Genomic DNA, 20,892 nt, shown 5'->3' on the forward strand with positions numbered 1-20,892 from the left:
CAGGTCACCGCCAGGGGCTTTATCCTGAAACACCCTCACCGGAAACGGTGGGGGTTTTTCTTTGGTGCTGTTGCGGTGGCGACCGCAGGTCGCGAACCGCAACAGGTCACCGCCAGGGGCTTTATCCTCCAAGGCCTCCCCATCGGGGAGGCCTTCGTCTTTGTGGCGTTTGAAGGATTGTTCTTCCATGTGGATCACCGTTGCCGGGCCAATCCATCGCCTATGATGAACCTCCTTCAGTCAGCGCCTCACGCCAGGAGCGGCTCTTGTTCATTCATGTGGAAACGCGGCGCCGTCCCCGCTGGCATTGGGCCACTCTCCTGGTGGTTTCGTTTTGCGTCTTGTGCTTTGTGGTTCTGGCGCTGACGCCGCCAGCGCAGCGGATCTCGTTGCTGCTTGAATGGGGCACGATTCCGGCGAACATCTTCGATCCCCACGAGGCGCTGCTGCCGCAGCTGACCGATCCGGCCCTGTTGCGGCTGTTCACCGCACTGTTCATTCACGTCACCTGGCTGCACTTGCTGAGCAACCTGCTCTTCCTGGTGATCTTCGGATTGCCTGGAGAGCGCGCACTGGGATCGTTTCGCTTCCTGCTTCTGTTCGTGGTGGGCGGCATCGTGGCGAATCTGATTGGCGCACTGTCGCTCGCCGGCGTGCGGCTGCCAATCATCGGCTGCAGCGGAGCCGTCTCGGCCGTGGTCGGCACCTACGTGGCACTGTTCCCGCGGGCGCGGCTGGGGCTGGTGCTGCCACTGGGTCTTTATCTGGAATTTGTCCGGGTCCCCGCTTTTCTGCTGATCGGCATCTGGGTGTTGCTGCAACTGCTGTTCAGCTATGCCGGACCCAGCTACGGCGCCTACGTGTGGTGGGCGCACATCGGCGGGTTCCTGTTTGGCGTGATGTTCGCCCTGTTTGCACGCGAAGGCATAGCGCGTCGCCTGCGGGGCTGATGCTTCAGAACGCGCCGCCATTCTGCAGATGGGTGTTGGCGAACTGGCGCAACAGGCGCCGAGCGAGCGGCGTGGCGCCGACTTCGCCGAACACGCGTTTCGGATCGCTGCCTTCGCGATGCATGTCGGAGTGCTTGCGCCGGATGTAGGCGCGCATCACTTCGGCGTTGAACTCCGGATGGAACTGCACACTCAGCGCGTGCGGACCATAACGCAGCCACTGATGCGGGTCCCTGGCCGAGCGGGCGAGCACGGCTGCTTCCGCTGGTGCTTCAAGCACGCTTTGTTCGTGCGTGGTAAGCGCCCGAAAGTGTGGTGGAAGGCCGTGAGCCAGCGAGTCGCGCTTGCCGGCGTCGGTGAGCTCGATGAGCTGGGTACCTATTTCGCGCCCGCCTGGAAGGTAACCCACCGTGCCGCCCAAGGCATGGGCCATCAACTGATGGCCATAGCACACGCCGAACAGTGGCAGGCTGACATCCATGGCATCGCGGATCCACCCCGCGGTGAGTTCGCTCCAGTGCGCCCGTTCGGTGACCATGGCTGCCGAACCCGTGATGATGGCTCCGGCGACTTCTTTCGGCGGGGGCAGGGCTTCGCCATTGGCGACATCGACAACTTGCAGCTGCCGTGGCTGCAGGCCGGCGCTCAGGCGGAACCAGTGCGGAAAGTCGCCGTGGCGGGCACGGATGGGATCCGGGGCACGGCCGGTGCGGATGATCAGGACGGGTTTCATGCAGGGATGAGGCTCGGGTTGTAGTCAGGGCTGTCCGTCTTCGAACGCGTCGATCGGCGGCAGCACGGTGAGGATTTCCTGCACGGTGGTCAGACCCGCCGCCACCTGGTCGGCGGCGGAGATGCGCAACGGGCGCATCCCCTCGGAAAGGGCGGCCTGGCCGAACCCGCTCAGGTCGAATTGGGCCGAAATCATCCCGCGCAGGCGGGGCGACAGTTTCAGCATCTCGTAAATGCCGGTGCGGCCGAGAAAGCCGGTATTGCGACATTCCAGACATCCGACAGGCTGGAACACCTGCGCCGGAAGTGGCAAATCCCAGCCATGGACGAGTACGTTCCAGGCGTGGGGGTCCTGCACGCTGGCCCGCTTGCAATGCGGGCAGAGGGTGCGCACCAGTCGCTGCGCCACCACTCCGGTAAGGGTCGACTGGATCAGATAGTGAGGAACGCCCAGGTCGAGCAGGCGCGTGATCGCGCTCGGCGCATCGTTGGTATGCAGCGTGGACAGCACCAGATGCCCGGTCAGCGAAGCCTGCACGGCCATTTGGGCAGTCTCCAGGTCGCGGATCTCGCCGATCATGATGATGTCCGGGTCCTGTCGCAGCAGGGTCCTGACGCCGGCCGCGAAATCCAGGTCGATCGCCGCATGCACCTGCATCTGGTTGAACTCCGGCGAGACCATCTCGATCGGATCTTCCACGGTGCACACGTTGAGCTCGGGCGTGGCCAGATGCTTCAGCGTGGAATACAGCGTGGTGGTCTTGCCCGAGCCGGTCGGCCCGGTGACCAGCACGATGCCGTGCGGTCGTTCGACCATGCTTCGCCAGTTCGCACCCTCGACAGGCGAGAAGCCCAGTTGCGCGAAGTCCTTCACCACCAGGTCGGGATCGAAGATGCGCATCACCACCTTCTCGCCGAACGCGGTGGGCATGTTCGAGATGCGCAACTCGACTTCGCGTCCGGAGGAAGAGCGTGTCTTGATGCGGCCGTCCTGCGGGCGGCGCTTCTCGGCGACGTCCATGCGCGCCAGGATCTTGATTCGGGCGGTGACTGCGGTCATCACCGGCGAGGGCAGCTCGAAAACCTTCTGCATGATGCCGTCGATGCGGAAGCGGATATGGCCCGTTTCGCGGCGCGGCTCCAGGTGGATGTCGGAGGCCCGCTGCTCGAACGCGTACTGCAGCAGCCAGTCGACGATATGCACCACGTGGCGATCGTCCGCACCGACTTCGCCGCTCTTGCCCAGTTCGACCAGTTGCTCGAAGTTGAGGATGGCCGACGAGGCGTCGCTGCCGTTCTTGGCATCCTGCGCCAGCTGGATCGAGCGCTGGACGCCGTAGAACTCCTGCAGGTAGCGATTGATGTCGATGGGACTGGCCACCACCCGCCGGATGTCCCGGCGCAGCATCTGGCTCAGGTCCGGTGCCCAGCCCGACTCGAACGGTTCGCAGGTGGCGAACGTCACTTCGCCGGGTGCGGCCGCGATCGGCAGGATGCGATGCCGCTTGGCATAGGCCTGGCTGACCACCTGGGTCGCCGCCGCGACATTGATCTTCATCGGGTCGATCTTCAGATACGGCAGCCCGGCATGGCCGGCCAACCATTCGGTCAGGCCTTCCAGACTCAACGGACGGCCCGGATCGCGCTGGTTGATCAGTTTGGCGTTGGCGATCACCACCAGCGGATGCAGCTCCACCGTGCTGCGACCGGCCCGGTTGCCGATGCGAACCTGCTTGGCGTCGTCGGCCAGCAGGTAGCCATCCACGACCAGGGCTGCCAGCAGTTCGTCCAGCTCCAATCGACCCCGGCGGCCAAGCAGTGAAGCGATTTGCGGTGAAGCGGCCATCCGGCGGTATCCCCCATGCATTTCCGGGCGCAGCCCAGTGCGAAAGCAAGCTGCAGCTATACTAACGCGCTTTAATCCAGGTCACGGAAAGCCATGTCCGCACGCACCTTCCAGGATGTGATCCAGACCCTCAACCGCTATTGGGCGGCGCAGGGCTGTGTGCTGTTGCAGCCGCTCGATACCGAGGTCGGCGCCGGCACCTTCCATCCCGCCACCTTCCTCCGGGCGCTGGGTCCGGAACCCTGGGCGGCCGCCTATGTGCAACCGTCGCGTCGTCCCACCGATGGTCGCTACGGCCAGAATCCCAATCGCCTGCAGCACTACTATCAGTATCAGGTGGTGATGAAGCCCAATCCCGAGAACATCCTGGAGTTGTACATCGGCTCGCTCAGGGAGCTGGGGCTGGATCCGCTGGTGCATGACCTGCGCTTCGTCGAGGACAACTGGGAGTCGCCCACGCTCGGTGCCTGGGGGCTCGGCTGGGAAGTCTGGTTGAACGGCATGGAAGTGACCCAGTTCACCTACTTCCAGCAGGCCGGCGGCCTGGAGTGTCGTCCGGTCACCGGCGAGATCACCTACGGCCTGGAACGGCTGGCCATGTATCTGCAGAACGTGGACAACGTCTACGACCTGATCTGGACCGATGGCCCGCGCGGCACGGTGACCTACGGCGACGTGTTCCATCAGAACGAGGTCGAGCAGAGCACCTACAACTTCGAACACGCCAACGTGCCCGAGTTGTTGCGCTGGTTCGATGTCTGCGAGGCCACCGCCAATCAGCTGATCGCCGCCAACCTGCCCTTGCCGGCGTACGAGCAGGTGATGAAGGCCAGCCATACCTTCAATCTTCTCGATGCGCGCCGTGCGATCAGCGTCACCGAGCGCCAGCGCTACATCCTGCGCGTACGCACGTTGTCGCGCGGCGTCGCCGAAACCTATGTGGCGCAACGCGAGAAACTCGGCTTCCCGGGTCTGAAGCAGACTCCCATTGCGGGCCACAAGGAGCAGGCTGCATGAGCGCCGCCAAGTCACTGCTGATCGAGCTGGGTACGGAAGAATTGCCGCCGAAGGCGCTCGACGAATTGTCCGCCGCGTTCCAGCGCGGGATCTGCGACGGATTGGCCAGGCGCAGCATCGGCGCCGCGCTTGACCAGGCGCAAGCCTATGCCTCGCCACGTCGTTTGGCCGTCCATATCCCCGCTGTGGTCGTGGCCCAGCCGGAGCAGGCGATCGAGCGCCGGGGTCCTGCGCTGAGCGCCGCGCTGGATGCCGAAGGCCAGCCTTCGAAAGCCCTGCTGGGGTTTGCACAGTCGTGCGGCGTCGGTGTGGACGAGCTGGAGAAACTTGAAACGGACAAGGGCAGCTGGTTTGTCTGGCGCAGCGTGAAGCCGGGCCAGCCGGTGGCGGCGTTGCTGCCGGAAATCGTCGACGAGGCGCTGAAGGCATTGCCGATCCCGCGCCCGATGCGCTGGGCCGATCACGATTACAGTTTCGTGCGACCAGCCCATTGGCTGGTGATCCTGCACGGGGCCGAGATCATCGATGGCGAAGTTCTGGGGCTGCGCAGCGGGCGCAAGTCACGCGGTCATCGCTTCATGCACCCGCAACCGGTGCACGTGGCCGATGCCGACGGCTGGCTGGATGCCATGCGTGCCTGCAACGTGCTGGCCGATCCTCGCGAGCGACGCCAGCGCATCCAGGACCAGATCCAACAGGTGGCGGGCGCCACCGGCGGGGTACCCCGACTGGACGACGCCCTGCTTGACGAACTGGCCAACCTCACCGAATGGCCGGTGGCGATCGCCTGCACCTTCGAACGCGAGTTCCTCGCCGTACCGCCCGAGGCGCTGGTCACCACCATGGTGGGGAACCAGAAGTTCGTTCCGGTGTTCGACGCCAGCGGCAACCTCACCGAGTATTTCATCGGCATCGCCAACGTCGAAAGCACGAACCCTTCCGAGATCCGCAAGGGTTACGAGCGCGTGATCCGGCCGCGCTTCGCCGACGCCAAGTTCTTCTGGGATGAAGACCTGAAGACTCCGCTGGCCAGCTACCAGGAGCAGCTCAAGGGAGTCACCTATCAGCAGGCGTTGGGCAGCCTGTGGGACAAGAGCGTGCGCGTGGCGGAACTGGCGCGGATCATCGCCAACCGGACCGGTGTCGACGCCGGCGCGGCCACGCGGGCGGCCAGCCTGGCCAAGTGCGACCTGCTGACCCGCATGGTCGGTGAGTTCCCCGAATTGCAGGGTGTGATGGGGCGCTACTACGCCAGCCACGACGGCGAACCCGCGGTCGTGGCCGAGGCGCTGGACAGCTATTACCAGCCACGCTTCGGCGGTGATCGCATTGCCGCGGACAAGCTGGGCCAGGTGCTGGCGGTGGCCGAACGGTTCGATACCCTGGCGGGCATCTTTGCCGTCGGCATGAAGCCCGGCGGCAACAAGGACCCGTTCGCCCTGCGCCGCGCCGCGCTGGGCCTGGCGCGCACCCTGATCGAAGGTGGCCTGGAGCTGGACTTGCGCGGAAGCTTCATCGAGGCACTGGAGCTGATCCCTGATGCAGCCCTCGCTGCAGGTCTCAAGCCAGGCAAGGACGGCAAGCCGCCGACACTCAACGCCGCCCAGCGGCGCGCCATCCTGCTCGATGAACTGTACGACTTCGTGCTCGATCGGCTGCGTGGCTATTACGCCGAGCAAGGCTTCGACCATAACCAGTTCGAGGCCGTGCTAGCGGTGCAGCCTGCCAGCCTGGCCGACTTCGATCGGCGCTTGCGGGCTGTTGCCGAGTTCGGTCGCCGCGCCGAGGCGATGAGTCTGGCTGCCGCCAACAAACGCGTTGGCAACATCCTGCGCAAGCAGGCCGAAGAGGCGGGCGCACCGTCGATCGGGCGGATCGTGGACCCGGCCCGCTTCGAAACCGACGCGGAACGCGAGTTGGCCGATGCCCTGGCCTCGGCGCAACGCGACAGCGCCGCTGCGCTGGATGCCGGAGACTATGCCGCTGTCCTGGCGCGCCTGTCCCATCTGCAGGCGCCCGTCGATGCATTCTTCGAGAGCGTGCTGGTGAATGCCGACGACCCCGCCGTGCGCGCCAACCGCCTGGCGCTGCTCAACCAGTTGAAGACGCAGTTCGGCGCGATCGCCGATATCGCGTTGCTTTGAAGGCGCTATAAAAAAAGCATGACAGCCGAGGGCTGTCATGCTTTTTATAGGATCAGGCCGCCTCGCGAACCTTGCGGATGCGCTCACCAAGTTGCTGGTTGAACGCCACCATGGCTTGAGGATCCACGTGCGAACCACTGGGACCCAGAATTTCATAGAGCTGGGTAAGCAGGTCGGCATTGTCTGTCAACGAAAGCTGGCTATCGGCCAGGCTCAGCTCCGACTGCAGGACACTTACCGCGGTATTCAACCGCTGCGCGTCTACCTTGTTCTCGACCAAGGCACCCGAAGGCTGTGTTGGATTCTGTAGCCGGTGTGAGATGACCCCTTCTGAATTGCGCTGTTCTTCATAAGGCGCCGAGTTCGCCTCGGTCTGCAAGCCGCCCTCGCCAGCCACCAGCCAGACCAGCGAGATTCCCAAGGTACGTGCCAGTGTGACGCAGCGTGCGCGAGAAGGGTCCGTATTGCCATCACGCCAGCTGCGCACGACGCCCTCTGAGAAACCACACATTCTTGCGATTGCCGTAGCACTGCCAACATGTTGTATGAGCAATTTGATCCGGTCGGAGAACGACGACGTGGCTGTTGTCTCGGTTGCCTGAACTGCAGTGATTTGCGTTTTCATGAGAAGCCCGACTTGGATGTGGGGGGAGGGTCTTTCTTCTATTTTCTATGAAATCAACGGGGTAAGTTTAGTGTGGAAGCGTGTGAAAGTGCGAATGTTCACCGTTCTGCCGCTCAACTCCCGGAGGTTGCTTGCAGTAGCTTCAACAATGCCTGGGTCAACGCTTCTGTGCAGCACCCTTCGAGTTGTACACGCTGTTGTACATGCATCACAGACAGCGATCGTACGCAAAAATTTCACGGGCATGATCGACGCGGATCCAGCCCCGGGGCGCCGCTGGTACGCACATCCCGTATCAGCCTCGGCTGGCCTTCGACCACGGAGCGTGTGCGGGAATGGCGTGGGTGCGGTGCTTCGCCCCAACCGTGGAAAACGTGTGGGAATTGTCCCCCGCATACAGAACCCATGCGTGGACAGGCTCACATATCGAGGATGACTTCAGTTGTAGTCGTAGTTGCCTGGCTCAGTCAGCCACTGTCCATGCTTCATGCAAGGCCGCCATCGGTCGATGCCACGTGTCCGAAGTCGTTGATATTTGCGAAATAGCAGGCGTTTTTGCGGAAGATCCACGCTCTCCCGGTCGGGGCAAACGCGACAAGTCTTCCGAAGAGCGTCTTCAGACGGCTCCGTGCGCCAGACCCATGCGCAAGAGTATGGTGGTGGAAATTTCTGCGCACGCAAGTTTTCACCACAAGAAATTGTTGACAAAATGTTATGGGCGCAGGTAGCGTCCGTAGTCGGGAGGTATCGCTGCACCCGGCAACGATGCGGTGATATGAGCCGCTCCAAGGTTTTCGCAAAGTGTTTCGAAGGGCATCGAAGCAGCAATCCTTGAGAAAGTGTCAGCAGCTTCTTGCGACATGACGATCAAAACGTTTTGTCGGTGATCGGTCATTTTTTAACATTGCCGACTTTTTGGCAGTCCGTTCTTTGGGTAAGTATGGGGAGACTATTCAAATGAAACTTCGTAACACGAGTAATCGTATTCACCTGCGCCGCTCGGCCTTGGCAATCGGCTTGGCGTTGAGCCTGGTCGGCGGCTCAGCCGTTGCGCAGTCACGCTCCGCTGGCTCCATTTTCGGCGACGCCGCTGCGGGCAGCCAGATCAAGATCGTCAATACCGATACGGGACAGACCCGTACGATCACGGCAGACGCCAAGGGGCGTTTCCGCGCGAGCGAGCTGCAGATTGGCAACTACACCGTTACCGCCAGCAATAACGGCGAAGAGACGGGCGGAAGCCGTAGCGTCTACGTCGGCGCCGCCGGTGGTACCGAAGTCGACTTCGTCGCCCAGGAATTGGGTGCCGTGACGGTGTCGGCCAACCAGCTGCCGTCGATCGACGTCAGCCGGGTAGATACCTCCACCGAACTGAGCGCGACCATCCTGCGGAACGTTCCGGTGGCACGTGACATCACCCAGGCCGCTGTCCTTGCACCCAGCGTCATCCCGGCGGACTCGCGCTACGGCAACTCGGTGTCCTTCGGTGGCGCAGCTGCTTCCGAAAACGCCTACTACATCAATGGCTATCCGGTCACCAACGCGCTGACCAACATCGGCTCCACCACCTTGCCATTTGACGCCATCCAGTCGGAACAGGTGCTCACCGGCGGTTACAGCGCCCGTTACGGCCGCTCCACCGGTGGCGTGATCAGCGTGGTGACCAAGTCGGGCAGCAACGAATGGAAATTCGGCGCCACGGCCACTTGGACTCCGGAAAGCCTCCGCGCAGGTCGCCGCAACATCTATTACGCCAACGATACGGGCGCATCGAGTGCCGGCCTGCTGTATTCGGATCGCGGCACCATCAGCGACAACAGCCTGACCTACGGCGCCTACGCTGCCGGTCCGCTGATCAAGGATCGCCTGTTCGTCTACGTCAGCGGTGAGTGGACCGATCGCAATTACGATGCAGGTTCCGTCCGCGGCGGTAGCCCGACCCAGGGCTACACCGAAAGTGAGTACAAGAGCCCGCGCTGGCTGGCCAAGATCGACTGGAACATCAACGACAGCAACATGCTCGAATTCACCGCGATCTCTGACAAGACCGGCCAGAGCGTGGACAACTTCGCGTGGAATTTCGCCGACAGCACCCACGGCACCAACAAGACCGGTGGCTACCGCTACAAGGATGGCGGCGAGACCTACATCGGCAAGTTTACGAGCTACCTGACCGACAACCTGACCCTGTCGGCGATGTACGGCAAGCAGGACAACGTGCACTATTCCTCGCCGTTCGGCTACAACCCGAACGATGTCGCCGTCACCGACTCCCGTCCGGCCCACTCCGCCAATCCGGTCACCGGCCTCCAGCCGTACACCACGCTTTCCGATCCGGAAGCCTATGACAAGACCGACGGTTATCGCGTCGACTTGGAATGGCATCTGGGCGATCACGATCTGAGCTTCGGCTACGACGTGTCGAACTCGGAATCGCAGGCTGGCACGGCGATGACCGGCCCCGGCTACAGCTGGATCTACTACCACACGGATGACGGCACCACCGAGCAGGGCGGCTACACCACCGCGCCGAACAGCGACTATGTCGACCAGTACGTGTTCACCAATGGCGGCAAGTTCAAGGTCGAGCAGAAGGCCTATTACGCCGAAGATCGCTGGCAGTTGACCGATCGCTGGTTGCTGTCGCTGGGCGTGCGCAACGACAGTTTCACCAACTACAATTCCGACGGTGTCGCTTACGTCGAGCAGAAGAACCAGTGGGCGCCGCGTCTGGGCTTCACCTGGGACGTCAACGGCGACTCCACGCTGAAGATCTACGGCAACGCTGGTCGTTACTTCCTGGCCATGCCGCTGAACGTGGCTGTCCGTGGCGCTGCCGGCTCCACCTACACCGAAACGTATTACACCTTCACCGGTATCGATCCGGTCACGGGCGCGCCGCAGGGCACGGCGTTGATCGGTGGACCGTACTCGTCCAATAACGAATTTGGCCAGGCTCCGGACCCGCGCACCGTTGCGGCGCAGAACCTGAAGTCGCATTACCAGGACGAATTCATCCTGGGCATGCAGCAGGCGATTGGTTCGGATTGGAACTGGGGCGCCCGCCTGCAGTACCGCGAGCTGAAGTCCGCGATCGACGACCAGTGCGACAACCGGCCGATGCTGAAGTACATGGTCGAGAACAACATCGCGATCGACCCGAACTACAGCTATTCGCCGGATTGCCGCCTGTTCAACCCGGGTGAGAACAACGTCATGTTGCTCGACATTCCGGACGCTGCCGGCAGCACCGACCTGGTCCCCGTGCCGTACTCCAAGGAGGACATGGGCATGTACTTGAAGCGCAAGTACATCGGCCTGGATCTCTTCCTCGAGCATCCGTTCGATGGCAAGTGGTTCGGTCGCGTCGACTACACCCTGTCGCACAACTACGGTAACGACGAAGGTCAGCTGAACTCCGACATCGGTCAGGGCGACGTCTCGCAGACCGTGCTGTTCGATCACAAGGAGCTGATGGAATACGGCGGCGGCAACCTGCCGAATGACCGTCGTCACGTCGTGAAGGCTTACGGCTTCTATCAGATCAACCCGGAATGGCGTACCGGTGCTGCCCTGGTTGCCCGTACCGGTCGCCCGAAGCAGTGCCTGGGTTACTACACGGGTGCAGGCGGCTACAACCCGCCGGGTGCTCCGAACGCCGACGGCACTGGTACGACGCAAAGCGGTCAGGAGTTCTGGGAGACTTACCTGAGCTACGGTCCGTACTACCACTACTGCGGTGGCCAAGCGACCCCGCGCGGTGCCAACGGCCGCACGCCGGTGGACATCCAGCTCAGCTTGAATGCGGCTTACATGCCGAACTGGGCTCCGGGCTTGGCGTTCAAGGTCGACGTGTTCAACGTGCTGAACAAGCAGGTTGCGCAGAACGTCACGGAGATTGGCGAGAACGGCGGCGTGAACGTGGTTTACTCCTCGCGTGATCGCGTGATCAGCTACGGCGCCCCGCGCTCCGTGCGTTTCACCATCAACTACGACTTCTGATGTCCTGAAGTCGGGAAGGTCCGCCGGATCAGTGATGGTCCGGCGGTCGACCCCAGGTTCGTTTTTCATTACCAGTCAGCAACACATCGCTGTGATTCAAAAGAAGCTGCCGGCATCCCCGGCAGCTTCTTTTTTTGGAGTCGGTGCCTTCGTCTTGTAAGCTGCGAACGCCGGCCCTTGGCCGAGAAAGCTCAGTCGGCATCGAATTCGGGCGGCAAAGCCCTTTGGCAAGATGCACATCAAGACAGGGAAACGCATGAGCCAATTCGCATTGCTGGGCAAGCGCCGCTTCGCGCCGTTCTTCTGGACCCAGGCGCTGGGTGCCTTCAACGACAATGCGTTTCGCAATGCGCTGGTGATGCTGGTGGCCTACCAGATGGGCCTGAGCGATCGCGTCGCCTCGATCTACACGAATCTTGCGCCGGCGCTGTTCATCATTCCGTTCTTCCTGTTCTCCGCCACCGCCGGACAGCTGGCCGAGAAGTACGAGAAGACGCGGATCATCCGCTACGTGAAACTGTTCGAGATCGGCGCGATGGTGCTGGCCGCCTATGGCTTCTACACGCACCACACTTCGTTGCTGCTGGTCGTGCTGTTTATGATGGGCATGCACTCGACCATGTTTGGGCCAATCAAGTACGCGATCCTTCCCCAGGCGCTGAAGCGCGACGAACTGGTCGGTGGCAATGGCCTGGTCGAGATGGGCACGCAGATGGCGATGCTGGTGGGCATGATCGCCGGCAACTCGCTGATGCTGGTGGCGGGTATCGGTCCGTTGCTGGCCTCGGGCGTGACCATTGCGGTGGCCGTGGCGGGCTATCTGGTCTGCCGCAGGATTCCGCCTGCGCCGGCGACCGCGCCGGAGCTGAAGTTCAACTGGAACATGTTCAGCGAAACGGCCCGCGTGCTGGCGATAACCCGGGCCGACCGTGCAGTGTTCAACGCGATACTGGGCATCTCCTGGTTCTGGTTTTTCGGCACGGTCCTGATCGCGCAGTTGCCGATCTATACGCGCGAGACGCTGGGTGGCGATGGTTCGGTCAATACACTGGTGCTGACCCTGTTCTCGATCGGCACTGGCGCCGGGGCGTTGCTGTGCGAGCGCATGTCGGGACGCCGGGTGGAAATCGGCTTGGTTCCACTGGGCGCTTTCGGGCTGACCGCGTTTGGTGTGGACCTGTACTTCGCGCGTCATGGCGTGGCCACGGTGCGCGGACTGGACTGGCTGGGCTTCCTGCATTCGGCCGGAAGCTGGCGGATCGCGCTGGACCTCACCCTGATCGGCGCGTTCGCGGGGTTCTACGTGGTGCCGCTGTTTGCCTACGTGCAGGCGCGCGCGCCGCGCGAGAAGCTGTCGCGGATCATCGCCGGCACCAACATCCTCAACGCCTTGCTGATCGTGCTGGCGTCCGGCTTCGGACTCGGCCTGGGCTTGCTGGGCTTCGGCGCGTCGCAGATCTTCCTGGCGGCCTCGCTGCTCAACGTGCTGGTGGCCTGGTACATCTTCACCCTGGTGCCCGAGTTCGTGATGCGCTTCATCACCTGGGTGCTGGTGAACACCTTGTACCGGGTGCGCGTGGACGGCAGTGAAAGGATTCCCGAGGAGGGTCCCGTTCTGCTGGTGTGCAACCACGTCAGCTTCATGGATCCGCTGCTGCTGATGGCCAATCTGCGCCGTCCCATGCGTTTCGTGATGTATTACAAGATCTTCCGGATCCCCGTGCTCAGCTTCGTGTTCCGTACGGCCAAGGCGATCCCGATCGCCGGTCACCGGGAAGACTCTGCCGTGCTGCAAGAGGCCTACGATGCGATCGACGCCGCGCTGGCCAATGGCGAGGTGGTCTGCATCTTCCCCGAGGGTGGACTCACCGGTGATGGCTCGATAGCGCCGTTCCGGGCGGGCGTCGAGAAGATTCTCGCCAGGCGGCCCGTGCCGGTGGTGCCGATGGCCCTGCGCGGCCTGTGGGGCAGCGTATGGAGCCGGCGTGACTCGATGCTGGGCCGTTCCCGCCTGCCTCGCCGTTTCCGCGCACGAGTGGAGCTGGTGGTTGATGCGCCACGGCAGCCGGAGAACGCCGGCGTCGCGGCACTGGAGGCGCGGGTTCGTGAGTTGCGCGGCGACCTGGCCTGAACGAGTCGCTCAACCCACCCAGCTGCCGATCACCACCAGGGCCACCACGCTCAGCCACGCCAGCAACGCCCGCAGCAGGGCGCCCTGTAGCCGCCGCAGTTCGCCCAGCGGATCGCTGTGTTCCTCGGCGTAACCGTCGCCCGCCTCGATGTCGGTGACCACGTCGGCCCTGGCTGCAGCGCCCAGAAAGCCGGGGCCACTGCTGTACCAGCTGGTTGGCGCCGCCTGGCTGTGCCAGCGGCGCCACGCGTCGATCACGGCATCCCAATGGCCGACCACGGCCAGGGTAAAAGTCAGCAGCTGTGCCGGCAACCAGTCCAGCGCATTGGCGACCTGGTCGGCAACGCGCCGGGTGGTCGTGTCGAGATGCAGCGAGTCGTTGCGGCCCAGCGTCTGCCCCAAGCGGTAGAGCAGGGCGCCCACGGGCCCGAGCAGGAAAAACCAGAACAGCACCGCGAAACGCCGGCGCAACGCGGCGTAGGCCACCGCCTCGCCGAGCGCGGGAGCGTTCCAGGCGACCGGGTTGCCATCGTCGGCCAGAGCCTGTGCCGCTGCCTCGCGGCTGGCGTCGTCCGGGGCGCGCAGAATCGCCTCCAGATCCACTTCGAACTCGCGCGGACCGAAGCAGTACAGCAGCACGGCCAGCGCGAACAGCAAGCGCAACAGTTCGCCCAGCGGCGACCATCCCAGCATCCACACGACCAGCACGCACAGCGCCGCGGGCAGCAACAGAGCCACCGCCACCCGGGCCGCGCCGCTGGTGTCACCCAGCTGGGCTATCCAGCGGCGGAACCAGCCGTCACCGCGCCAGCGCGCCAGTTGCGGCGCGACGTGCAGCAGACCAAGGGCGATCAGGACGACAAGCAGACGAATGGCCATGGGGAAGCAGCTTCGCAGGGACTGGGGCCATTGTATGCGACTGCCCGTGCGCCTCGGTGCCTCGTCGTGCGTTCAATCGCCGAAGATGGCCTGATGCGAGATCGCTTCGACGGTGTGGTCGTCGGCCGTCTGCGGAACCTGCGGGCCGCACCCATCAGCCTCCAGCGCGCGGTCCATCAACTGAGCGGTGACGAACTGGTTGGCGCTGCGTTCCATCTTCATGCGGACGTACTTGCAACGGCTGGCTCCGGCCATTCTGCGCACCACCTGTTGCAGGCCTGGCTTGTCGTCGAGGGAAATGCCACGAATGCGTGCGATGTCCGTTCCGGGAAGGCGTACCTGGGTGGGCGGTGATCCCGTACCGCTGCGGCCACCCTGGATCGGCGACTGATAGTCGTCCGCAACCGCTGACGCCCCGATCAGCCTGACTGCCGGAGCCGGCTCCGCTGCCTGGACCGGCGTGGCCGTGGTGAGCGCAAGCGATGGCGAGGCCGGCCGCGCCTGGCGCGAGCGCCGCGGCATCGGGCGCGCGGGGGAATGCGCGCGAATCTGCGTCAGCAGCCGGATTCGCAGCACGCCCTGGTTTGCGGGCGGCGCGTATGGAGGGGGCGGGCGTGGCGCGACCGGTCCGAACAACAACGCCAGCAGACCAAGATGCAGCGAGATCACCAGGCCGAGAATGCCACCGCGCCGAAGCGCCGTCCGCCAGTCAGGGCGAGGGGCGGGCGTTTCCCGCGCCTGCAGAGGGGTGCTTCCATGCGCCATGTCCGATTCCCTGATGAGGTGCGGCGAATCAGACCGCCAGCGCGTCACCAAGTTCTCGGCGGGGGCTCAAGGTGCTGCGGCCGCCTCCACCAGCGAGGCCAGATCGAGGCCGGCACGACATTGCAGCCAGTACGTCAGCAACTGGTAGGACACCGACAGCTGCGTGGACGGGAGGAAACTGCCGTCGGCGATGCCATCGACGATCTGCTGCGGAATGAACCAGCGGGCATCTTCCAGCTCGTGATCGCGCCGAGCGATGTGTCTTGAGCGCGCCGTGGCGATGAAGCCGACCATCAGCGAGGCAGGCATCGGCCACGGTTGCGAGGAGTGGTAGCGGACCTCGTCGACGATCACGCCGGCTTCCTCGGCCACTTCGCGGCGCACCGCGTCCTCCAGCGCCTCGCCCGGCTCGACGAAGCCGGCCAGCGTGGAATAACGCCCCGCGGGCCAGCCCGCCTGGCGCCCGAGCAGGCAGGCGCCCTCGTGCTCGACCAGCATGATCACGGCCGCGTCGGTGCGGGGGAAATGCAGGCGCGCGCACTCGGCGTTGGTGCATTGCGCGCGATGCCCGGCGGCCACCAGCAGCAGCGCCGCGCCGCAGTGTGTACAGAATCGCGTCTCGCGTTGCCAGTGCGACAGACCCTTGGCGTAGGCAAACAGTCCGGCTTCGTCGGCATCCAGCAGTAGGCCGGCGCTGCGCAGGCTTTGGCGACGTGCGTCGAGGGCACGCTCCAGTTCATCGATGCGCCCGGGATCGTCCGCCACCAGCAGGAAATGCGGGCGCTCGTACGCCATGCCGAGCAGGCTGGCCCGCGTGTCCCCCAGCCAGCGCTCGCGTTCGTCGACGTCGAGCCAGCGCAGCCGGTCGCCATCGCGGCGCAGGAAGGCTTCGCCCGCGGCATCCAGCAATAGATAGCGCGCCGCAGGCGAGCGGGCCTGCTCGACGATCCACGTCGATTCGTCGCGCGACTCGGCGACCCGGTCGAGCACCAGGCTGAGCCCGGCGAAGGTGTTGGTGGGGGCAAGCCAGGCCCGGTCCATCGGCAACTTCCTCAGGCGGAGAACGAGGAGCCGCAGCCGCAGGTGGTTTTCGCGTTCGGGTTGCTGATCACGAACTGCGCGCCGCTGAGATTCTCGGCGTAGTCGATCTGCGCGCCGCCCAGATACTGCAGCGACAGCGGATCGCACAGCAGGGTGACGCCGTCACGCTCCACCGCCAGGTCGTCTTCGGCCTGGGCTTCGTCGAAGGTGAAGCCATACTGGAAGCCCGAACAACCGCCACCGGAGATGTAGACGCGCAGCTTCAACGCCGGATTGCCCTCTTCGGCAATCAGCTCATGCACCTTGTGCGCGGCCGCTGCGGTGAAGATCAGCGGCGTGCCGCTGCTCTGGTAATCGGGGATCGAGACGATGGTTTCCATGGCTTTCGAAGTGGGGGCGTGGCGGGGTCTGCGCAAGCATAGCGCGTCAGGCGGGCACTGCCTCGTCCACGCCGGCATCCTGGGCCGGCGCGGGCAGGTTGCGCTGGGCTTCCTCGGCCTGGCGCGTGATGCGTCCGTTGACCTGGGCGCCGGCGGCCATCTCCAGGGTGTGGTAACGCAGGTCGCCATCGATACGCGCCTGCGGCGCCAGTTCCAGCCGCACGCTGACATTCACGTCGCCGGTCACGTGGCCGTTGATCACCGCCTGCGGCACGTGGATTTCGCCATGCACCTGGCCGTGCTCGCTGAGGGTGAACATGGTGTCCTCGCCTTCGCCGATCACGCTGCCTTCGATGCGCCCATCCAGGTGCAGTGCGCCACTGAAGCGCACATCGCCGCGAATCGACGTGCCACGGGCAATCAGGCTGGTTTCGTTGTGGCTGTTGTTGCGATCGTTGCGGTCGCTGCGTCTACGGTTGAGCATCGTGATCCCCTTGTGCGGTCGTGATATTGCCACTGAGCGCGTCGCCCCAGGCGACGGCGCGGTTCACCGTCTCCCCGTCGGCAGGCTTCACGCTGATGCGCAGTCGTGTCGGGCGGAAATCCGCCGGCAACACGATCGTGCCGTGCAGTTGCTGGAAATAGGTGAAGCGGAACGGCATGCCGTCCTTTTGCGCGGCGTCGCCCAGTGCGTTCCAGTCCAGCCGCGTCACCTTGTCGCCGCGCAGGCCTTCCACGCTGACCAGGGCATTGCCGGAAACCTCGTCGCCCCGCTTGGCGTTCTGGGTCAGGCTGAGGCTGAGGTTCCAGCCGCGTGAACCGACGATCGGCTGCAGCTTCACTTCCTGCAACTTCAGTCCCTGCCGCTGGGCATCGCCGCCGACCAGCCGCGAGTAGAAGCCGAGGTCGGCGCGCAGGCCGTTGAGTTCCTCTTCGCGCTGGGCCAGCGTGCCCCGCAGCGAACGCGTGGCCACTTCATTGACCTGGGCCGAGCGCTGCAGATTGGCCAGCTGCTGCTTCAGGTCGTCGATTTGGGCGAGCAGGGCGCGTTGTTGCCGGTTGTCCACCACAGCCGGTGCGTTGGCGTGCCGGCCGAACAAGGCTACGACAAGGCCGACCACCAGCAGGCTGGCCAGCCAGCCCAGGCCCAGCCACCACCAGCGTCGGCGATGGCCGGTATCGTCGTGGCGGCGCACGACGAAACGTGGTGGCGGTCGTGAACCCATGCGGCTGTTCCGGGGAAAACCCAAGGTATAGCCCCGGCGTGATGAAAGCGTCAAGGAACGGCAGCACGAATCGGGCGGCGGCTCGTCCCGGTGCGGCGACGTCAGCTGGTCATCTTGTTCTGCAGATAACGCTCCGCACCGATATCCCTGATCAGGCTGAACTGGGTCTCCAGCCAATCGATGTGCTCTTCCTCGTCGTGCAGGATGTCCTTGAACAGGTCGCGGCTGATGTAGTCGGCGATGCCTTCGCTGTAGGCGATGGCCTCGCGCAGGTCCTTCACAGCCGCCAGTTCCAGGTCGAGGTCGCCCTGCATCGACTCGATCGCGTTCTCGCCGATGCGCAGCTTGCCCAAGTGTTGCAGGTTAGGCAGGCCATCGAGGAACAGGATGCGCTCGATCAGGTGATCGGCGTGCTTCATCTCCTCGATCGACTCCTTGTATTCATGCGCGGCCAGCTCGCCATAGCCCCAGTCCTTGAGCATGCGGTAATGCAGGAAATACTGGTTGATCGCGGTCAGCTCGTTGTAGAGCACCTTGTTGAGGAATTCGATGACCTTCGCATCACCCTTCATGGCTTCCACTCCTCTCGAAAATCAGTCCCGACTATACAAACTCCGCGTTGGCGGCGACGGAATGAGAATGGAACGCCTTTGCCCGGCGTGCGGAGCGGACTCCGGCCGGGTTGCGCATGAAACGAAGGGGGAATCAGGCCGTGACGAGCGGCAACTGGCAGATCACCTGCGAGCGCGCCTGGTCGAACGTGGCGCGTGCCTCGGCATCGCAGCAACCGCAGCAGTCCGAGCAGCCGGTACGCGCCTGCAACTCGGCGAACGTCTGTACGCCGGCAGCCGCCTCGCGGCGGATGTCGTGATCGGTGACGGCATTGCACATGCAGATATACATGACGCGTATGAGAACGCGAATGCGAACGATTGTCAACAAGTGGGCGGCCGCCGATTGCCCGGAATTCAGCCGAGCGTCCGTTCAACCGGTTCAGGCCACCGCGCGACCGCCCTGCGGCCTGGAGGGTGTGTCGGGCTCGTCGCGCGGCGGCAGGGTGCCCAGCTGCACGCTGAACAAGTCCTCCACCAGTGGCGCGAAATGGCGCAGCGCCCGTGCGTACACGTCGCGCTTGAAGTTCACCACGTGCGCCGCGGGGTACCAGAAATCCACCCAGCGCCAGATGTCGAACTCCGGCTTTTCGCAGGCATCCAGCTTCAACGCTTCCTCGCCGCCGACCAGCTTCAGCAGAAACCACACCTGCTTCTGACCGATGCAGGTCGGCCGCTGGTGGTGCCGCACGTAGCGACTCGGCAGGCGGTACTTCAGCCAGCCGTGGGTGGCGGTGATCACTTCCACGTGATGCGCCGCCAGCCCGGTCTCCTCTTCCAGTTCGCGATACATCGCCTCCAGCGGCGTCTCGTCCGAGCGCATGCCGCCCTGCGGGAACTGCCAGCCGTCACGATTGACCCGGCGCGCCCAGAACAACTGCCCGTCTGCATTCAGCAGCACGATGCCGACATTCGGGCGGTAGCCATCTACATCAATCATGTCGCCTCCTGGAGCCGAACGACGCAGTTTTCCGCCACGCCACGCCGAATTCCTGAAGCCGATTCAACCACAGCCCGCGAAGCAGCGGCAAGCCGCAGGCTTGAACCTTCGTCCCCGGCCCACTACACTTCCGCGCCCCGCCCGTGATCGTTCCGATCCAGCCTGGCGGAATTCCTCAAGGCTATGTAGCTCAGCTGGTTAGAGCACAGCACTCATAATGCTGGGGTCGGTGGTTCGAGTCCACCCATAGCCACCAAACACCTCTCTTTGCAAATCGCGGAAGTCGGTCGCAGACCTTGCACAGCCAAGGTGCCCGACTGCACCTGGCGCCTGCGTGTCCTACCTGCGTTCCGGCCAGTCATGCTGTTTGATGGAAGATGGCGCATGTTTGCAGGGTCATTGCAGCGCCAGGCGGGTTCGGAATGTCGTCCTTCTACTGATGCTGGGCGGCTTTCCCGAGGGCTGTACAATCCGCCGATGAACATCTTCAAAGTCTTCACCCTCGAAGCCGCTCACCGCCTGCCCAACGTGCCGGAGGGGCACAAGTGCGCGCGGCTGCATGGGCATTCGTTCCGGGTCGAGTTGCATCTGACCGGCGAGCTCGGGGTGGAGTCGGGGTGGGTGATGGATTTTGGCGACGTCAAAGCGGTGTTTCAGCCGATTTACGATCAGCTCGATCATCACTATCTCAATGACATCGAGGGGCTGGAGAATCCGACCAGCGAGCGGCTGGCGGTGTGGATCTGGGATCGGCTGAAGCCCGCGCTGCCGCTGCTTTCCGAAGTGGTGGTGCATGAAACCTGCACGTCGGGATGTCGATACCGGGGCACGTGAGCCGGCCCGGACGCCTGACTTCGCCAGGCGAGCTTTTCCCGGTCACCGGGCGCCAGGCTCTGCAGTCTTCGGTCGGGGCGGAGTTGACTGGGCTCGGGATGATCGCTTTGACGCGGCGCGATGTGGTTCATGGCGACTCCAACAGATCGTTTTTCCAGAATATTTCCCCGCTGGTCTGGTTGTCGTCCGGAAATATATATTGCACTGCACAAAATCTTTCGCTAGAATGGCTGCCACTACCCCATCCTCAACGAGGACCAAGCCATGACGCAGCAGTTCAACAACCAGCTTTTCGCTTTCACCAAGCAGTTCACCGACAGCGCGTTCAAGGCGCAGTCGCTGGCCTTGAAGGGCCTGGAGACGGTCGCCGAGCTGCAGCTCAAGGCGCTCGAGGAGCAGTCCAAGGTCTCCGCCCAGTTCGTCGCCGAGGCGATGGAAACCCGCGGCATGGACGGCCTGCGCAGCCTGTGGGAAAAGGGCAGCAGCCTGAGCCGCGAGAATGCCGAGCGCGCCGTGGCCGTTTCGCAGGAAGTGATCGCCGTGACCCAGAAGACCGCCGAGTCGCTGAATGCCCTCGTGCAGGAACAGCGGCAGGCTGCCAATGACGCGGTCGCGGCGCCGGTGGCCGCCAAGAAGGCTTCGGCCAAGTAATCCAGCGGTATCGTTGCGCTTCACGCGGCGTGAGCAGGGCCGGACTTTTGTCCGGCCCTGCTCGTGTGTGGCTTCGAAAGATTTTGTGGCGTGGCCGGTGACGGCTCCACAATTCAAT

The 20,892-nt window shown here is 63.8% G+C and carries 20 protein-coding genes and 1 tRNA gene; 8 read left to right on the plus strand and 13 right to left on the minus strand.

Annotated elements, in window-relative coordinates; genetic code table 11:
* On the minus strand, positions 1-189 hold a 189-nt coding region (locus ASD82_RS18040), incomplete at its 3' end, for a hypothetical protein (RefSeq protein ID WP_235580631.1).
* A 77-nt stretch (positions 190-266) separates the two neighbouring features.
* Here ASD82_RS18040 and ASD82_RS04165 point away from each other — a divergent pair.
* Positions 267-950 (plus strand): rhomboid family intramembrane serine protease, encoded by a 684-nt coding sequence (locus ASD82_RS04165; RefSeq protein WP_056715871.1) that lies wholly within the window; start codon positions 267-269, stop codon positions 948-950.
* Between the two features lie 4 nt (positions 951-954).
* Here the strand turns inward: ASD82_RS04165 and ASD82_RS04170 are convergent, their stop codons facing one another.
* Both ASD82_RS04170 and ASD82_RS04175 read right to left on the minus strand, forming a co-directional pair.
* The gene (locus ASD82_RS04170; protein WP_056715874.1) at positions 955-1,683 is read right to left on the minus strand and encodes a glutamine amidotransferase; all 729 of its coding nucleotides are present in this window, start codon (positions 1,681-1,683) and stop codon (positions 955-957) included.
* Between the two features lie 24 nt (positions 1,684-1,707).
* Positions 1,708-3,528: a GspE/PulE family protein gene (locus ASD82_RS04175; protein WP_056715875.1), complete on the minus strand. Its 1,821-nt coding sequence runs from the start codon at positions 3,526-3,528 to the stop codon at positions 1,708-1,710.
* 93 nt (positions 3,529-3,621) lie between these two features.
* On the opposite strand from ASD82_RS04175, the gene glyQ reads away from it, so the two are divergent.
* Positions 3,622-4,545 (plus strand): glycine--tRNA ligase subunit alpha, encoded by a 924-nt coding sequence (gene glyQ, locus ASD82_RS04180; protein ID WP_056715876.1) that lies wholly within the window; start codon positions 3,622-3,624, stop codon positions 4,543-4,545.
* Positions 4,542-6,689, plus strand: a complete 2,148-nt coding sequence (gene glyS / locus ASD82_RS04185) for a glycine--tRNA ligase subunit beta (RefSeq protein WP_056715877.1) — start codon at positions 4,542-4,544, stop codon at positions 6,687-6,689. Before glyQ ends, glyS begins: the two co-directional genes overlap by 4 nt.
* Before the next feature lie 52 nt (positions 6,690-6,741).
* On the opposite strand, the gene ASD82_RS04190 is transcribed toward glyS, so the two are convergent.
* Complete coding sequence (locus tag ASD82_RS04190) at positions 6,742-7,314, minus strand: helix-turn-helix transcriptional regulator (protein ID WP_056715885.1); 573 nt, start codon at positions 7,312-7,314, stop codon at positions 6,742-6,744.
* A 957-nt stretch (positions 7,315-8,271) separates the two neighbouring features.
* Here ASD82_RS04190 and ASD82_RS04195 point away from each other — a divergent pair.
* Together ASD82_RS04195 and ASD82_RS04200 are read left to right on the plus strand one after the other, a co-directional pair.
* Positions 8,272-11,316, plus strand: a complete 3,045-nt coding sequence (locus tag ASD82_RS04195) for a TonB-dependent receptor (RefSeq protein WP_082542837.1) — start codon at positions 8,272-8,274, stop codon at positions 11,314-11,316.
* Positions 11,317-11,572: 256 nt separating this feature from the next.
* The gene (locus tag ASD82_RS04200; protein ID WP_056715890.1) at positions 11,573-13,447 is read left to right on the plus strand and encodes an MFS transporter; all 1,875 of its coding nucleotides are present in this window, start codon (positions 11,573-11,575) and stop codon (positions 13,445-13,447) included.
* Positions 13,448-13,456: 9 nt separating this feature from the next.
* Here ASD82_RS04200 and ampE read toward each other — a convergent pair whose 3' ends face one another.
* The 9 genes from ampE to ASD82_RS04245 form a co-directional block, all read right to left on the minus strand.
* Positions 13,457-14,326 carry a regulatory signaling modulator protein AmpE gene (gene ampE, locus ASD82_RS04205; RefSeq protein WP_056715894.1) on the minus strand — a complete coding sequence of 290 codons (870 nt, stop codon included), beginning with the start codon at positions 14,324-14,326 and terminating at the stop codon, positions 13,457-13,459.
* A gap of 72 nt (positions 14,327-14,398) precedes the next feature.
* Positions 14,399-15,091 carry a hypothetical protein gene (locus tag ASD82_RS18045; RefSeq protein WP_235580632.1) on the minus strand — a complete coding sequence of 231 codons (693 nt, stop codon included), beginning with the start codon at positions 15,089-15,091 and terminating at the stop codon, positions 14,399-14,401.
* A 66-nt stretch (positions 15,092-15,157) separates the two neighbouring features.
* Positions 15,158-16,132 carry an NAD(+) diphosphatase gene (gene nudC / locus ASD82_RS04215; protein ID WP_056715896.1) on the minus strand — a complete coding sequence of 325 codons (975 nt, stop codon included), beginning with the start codon at positions 16,130-16,132 and terminating at the stop codon, positions 15,158-15,160.
* Between the two features lie 11 nt (positions 16,133-16,143).
* Positions 16,144-16,512: an iron-sulfur cluster insertion protein ErpA gene (erpA, locus tag ASD82_RS04220; RefSeq protein WP_007806944.1), complete on the minus strand. Its 369-nt coding sequence runs from the start codon at positions 16,510-16,512 to the stop codon at positions 16,144-16,146.
* A 46-nt stretch (positions 16,513-16,558) separates the two neighbouring features.
* Complete coding sequence (locus ASD82_RS04225) at positions 16,559-16,996, minus strand: polymer-forming cytoskeletal protein (protein WP_056715899.1); 438 nt, start codon at positions 16,994-16,996, stop codon at positions 16,559-16,561.
* Positions 16,983-17,738 carry a DUF6776 family protein gene (locus tag ASD82_RS04230; protein ID WP_056715902.1) on the minus strand — a complete coding sequence of 252 codons (756 nt, stop codon included), beginning with the start codon at positions 17,736-17,738 and terminating at the stop codon, positions 16,983-16,985. Before ASD82_RS04230 ends, ASD82_RS04225 begins: the two co-directional genes overlap by 14 nt.
* A 101-nt stretch (positions 17,739-17,839) precedes the next feature.
* The gene (bfr, locus tag ASD82_RS04235; protein ID WP_056715904.1) at positions 17,840-18,310 is read right to left on the minus strand and encodes a bacterioferritin; all 471 of its coding nucleotides are present in this window, start codon (positions 18,308-18,310) and stop codon (positions 17,840-17,842) included.
* Between the two features lie 133 nt (positions 18,311-18,443).
* Positions 18,444-18,641: a (2Fe-2S)-binding protein gene (locus ASD82_RS04240; RefSeq protein WP_040673053.1), complete on the minus strand. Its 198-nt coding sequence runs from the start codon at positions 18,639-18,641 to the stop codon at positions 18,444-18,446.
* A gap of 90 nt (positions 18,642-18,731) precedes the next feature.
* Positions 18,732-19,289 carry an RNA pyrophosphohydrolase gene (locus ASD82_RS04245; protein ID WP_056715907.1) on the minus strand — a complete coding sequence of 186 codons (558 nt, stop codon included), beginning with the start codon at positions 19,287-19,289 and terminating at the stop codon, positions 18,732-18,734.
* Between the two features lie 179 nt (positions 19,290-19,468).
* Here ASD82_RS04245 and ASD82_RS04250 point away from each other — a divergent pair.
* The 3 genes from ASD82_RS04250 (at position 19,469) to ASD82_RS04260 (ending at position 20,774) form a co-directional block, all read left to right on the plus strand.
* Positions 19,469-19,545 (plus strand) — tRNA-Met (locus tag ASD82_RS04250).
* A gap of 221 nt (positions 19,546-19,766) precedes the next feature.
* The gene (gene queD / locus ASD82_RS04255) at positions 19,767-20,123 is read left to right on the plus strand and encodes a 6-carboxytetrahydropterin synthase QueD (protein WP_056715912.1); all 357 of its coding nucleotides are present in this window, start codon (positions 19,767-19,769) and stop codon (positions 20,121-20,123) included.
* A 264-nt stretch (positions 20,124-20,387) separates the two neighbouring features.
* Positions 20,388-20,774: a phasin family protein gene (locus tag ASD82_RS04260; RefSeq protein WP_056715913.1), complete on the plus strand. Its 387-nt coding sequence runs from the start codon at positions 20,388-20,390 to the stop codon at positions 20,772-20,774.
* The last annotated feature ends 118 nt before the right edge of the window (positions 20,775-20,892 follow it).

Source organism: Rhodanobacter sp. Root179 (assembly GCF_001428465.1).
Classification (GTDB): domain Bacteria; phylum Pseudomonadota; class Gammaproteobacteria; order Xanthomonadales; family Rhodanobacteraceae; genus Rhodanobacter.

Excerpts from the sequence above, each read along its gene's own strand:
- ASD82_RS04200 (WP_056715890.1), top strand. The coding sequence starts at position 11,573 with ATGAGCCAATTCGCATTGCTGGGCAAGCGCCGCTTCGCGCCGTTCTTC.
- ASD82_RS18045 (WP_235580632.1), bottom strand. The coding sequence starts at position 15,091 with ATGGCGCATGGAAGCACCCCTCTGCAGGCGCGGGAAACGCCCGCCCCT.
- ASD82_RS04245 (WP_056715907.1), bottom strand. The coding sequence starts at position 19,289 with ATGATTGATGTAGATGGCTACCGCCCGAATGTCGGCATCGTGCTGCTG.
- ASD82_RS04260 (WP_056715913.1), top strand. The coding sequence starts at position 20,388 with ATGACGCAGCAGTTCAACAACCAGCTTTTCGCTTTCACCAAGCAGTTC.
- ASD82_RS04225 (WP_056715899.1), bottom strand. The coding sequence starts at position 16,996 with ATGCTCAACCGTAGACGCAGCGACCGCAACGATCGCAACAACAGCCAC.
- glyQ (WP_056715876.1), top strand. The coding sequence starts at position 3,622 with ATGTCCGCACGCACCTTCCAGGATGTGATCCAGACCCTCAACCGCTAT.
- ASD82_RS04175 (WP_056715875.1), bottom strand. The coding sequence starts at position 3,528 with ATGGCCGCTTCACCGCAAATCGCTTCACTGCTTGGCCGCCGGGGTCGA.
- queD (WP_056715912.1), top strand. The coding sequence starts at position 19,767 with ATGAACATCTTCAAAGTCTTCACCCTCGAAGCCGCTCACCGCCTGCCC.
- ampE (WP_056715894.1), bottom strand. The coding sequence starts at position 14,326 with ATGGCCATTCGTCTGCTTGTCGTCCTGATCGCCCTTGGTCTGCTGCAC.
- ASD82_RS04240 (WP_040673053.1), bottom strand. The coding sequence starts at position 18,641 with ATGTATATCTGCATGTGCAATGCCGTCACCGATCACGACATCCGCCGC.
- erpA (WP_007806944.1), bottom strand. The coding sequence starts at position 16,512 with ATGGAAACCATCGTCTCGATCCCCGATTACCAGAGCAGCGGCACGCCG.
- glyS (WP_056715877.1), top strand. The coding sequence starts at position 4,542 with ATGAGCGCCGCCAAGTCACTGCTGATCGAGCTGGGTACGGAAGAATTG.
- ASD82_RS04230 (WP_056715902.1), bottom strand. The coding sequence starts at position 17,738 with ATGGGTTCACGACCGCCACCACGTTTCGTCGTGCGCCGCCACGACGAT.
- ASD82_RS04195 (WP_082542837.1), top strand. The coding sequence starts at position 8,272 with ATGAAACTTCGTAACACGAGTAATCGTATTCACCTGCGCCGCTCGGCC.
- ASD82_RS04190 (WP_056715885.1), bottom strand. The coding sequence starts at position 7,314 with ATGAAAACGCAAATCACTGCAGTTCAGGCAACCGAGACAACAGCCACG.
- bfr (WP_056715904.1), bottom strand. The coding sequence starts at position 18,310 with ATGAAGGGTGATGCGAAGGTCATCGAATTCCTCAACAAGGTGCTCTAC.
- nudC (WP_056715896.1), bottom strand. The coding sequence starts at position 16,132 with ATGGACCGGGCCTGGCTTGCCCCCACCAACACCTTCGCCGGGCTCAGC.
- ASD82_RS04170 (WP_056715874.1), bottom strand. The coding sequence starts at position 1,683 with ATGAAACCCGTCCTGATCATCCGCACCGGCCGTGCCCCGGATCCCATC.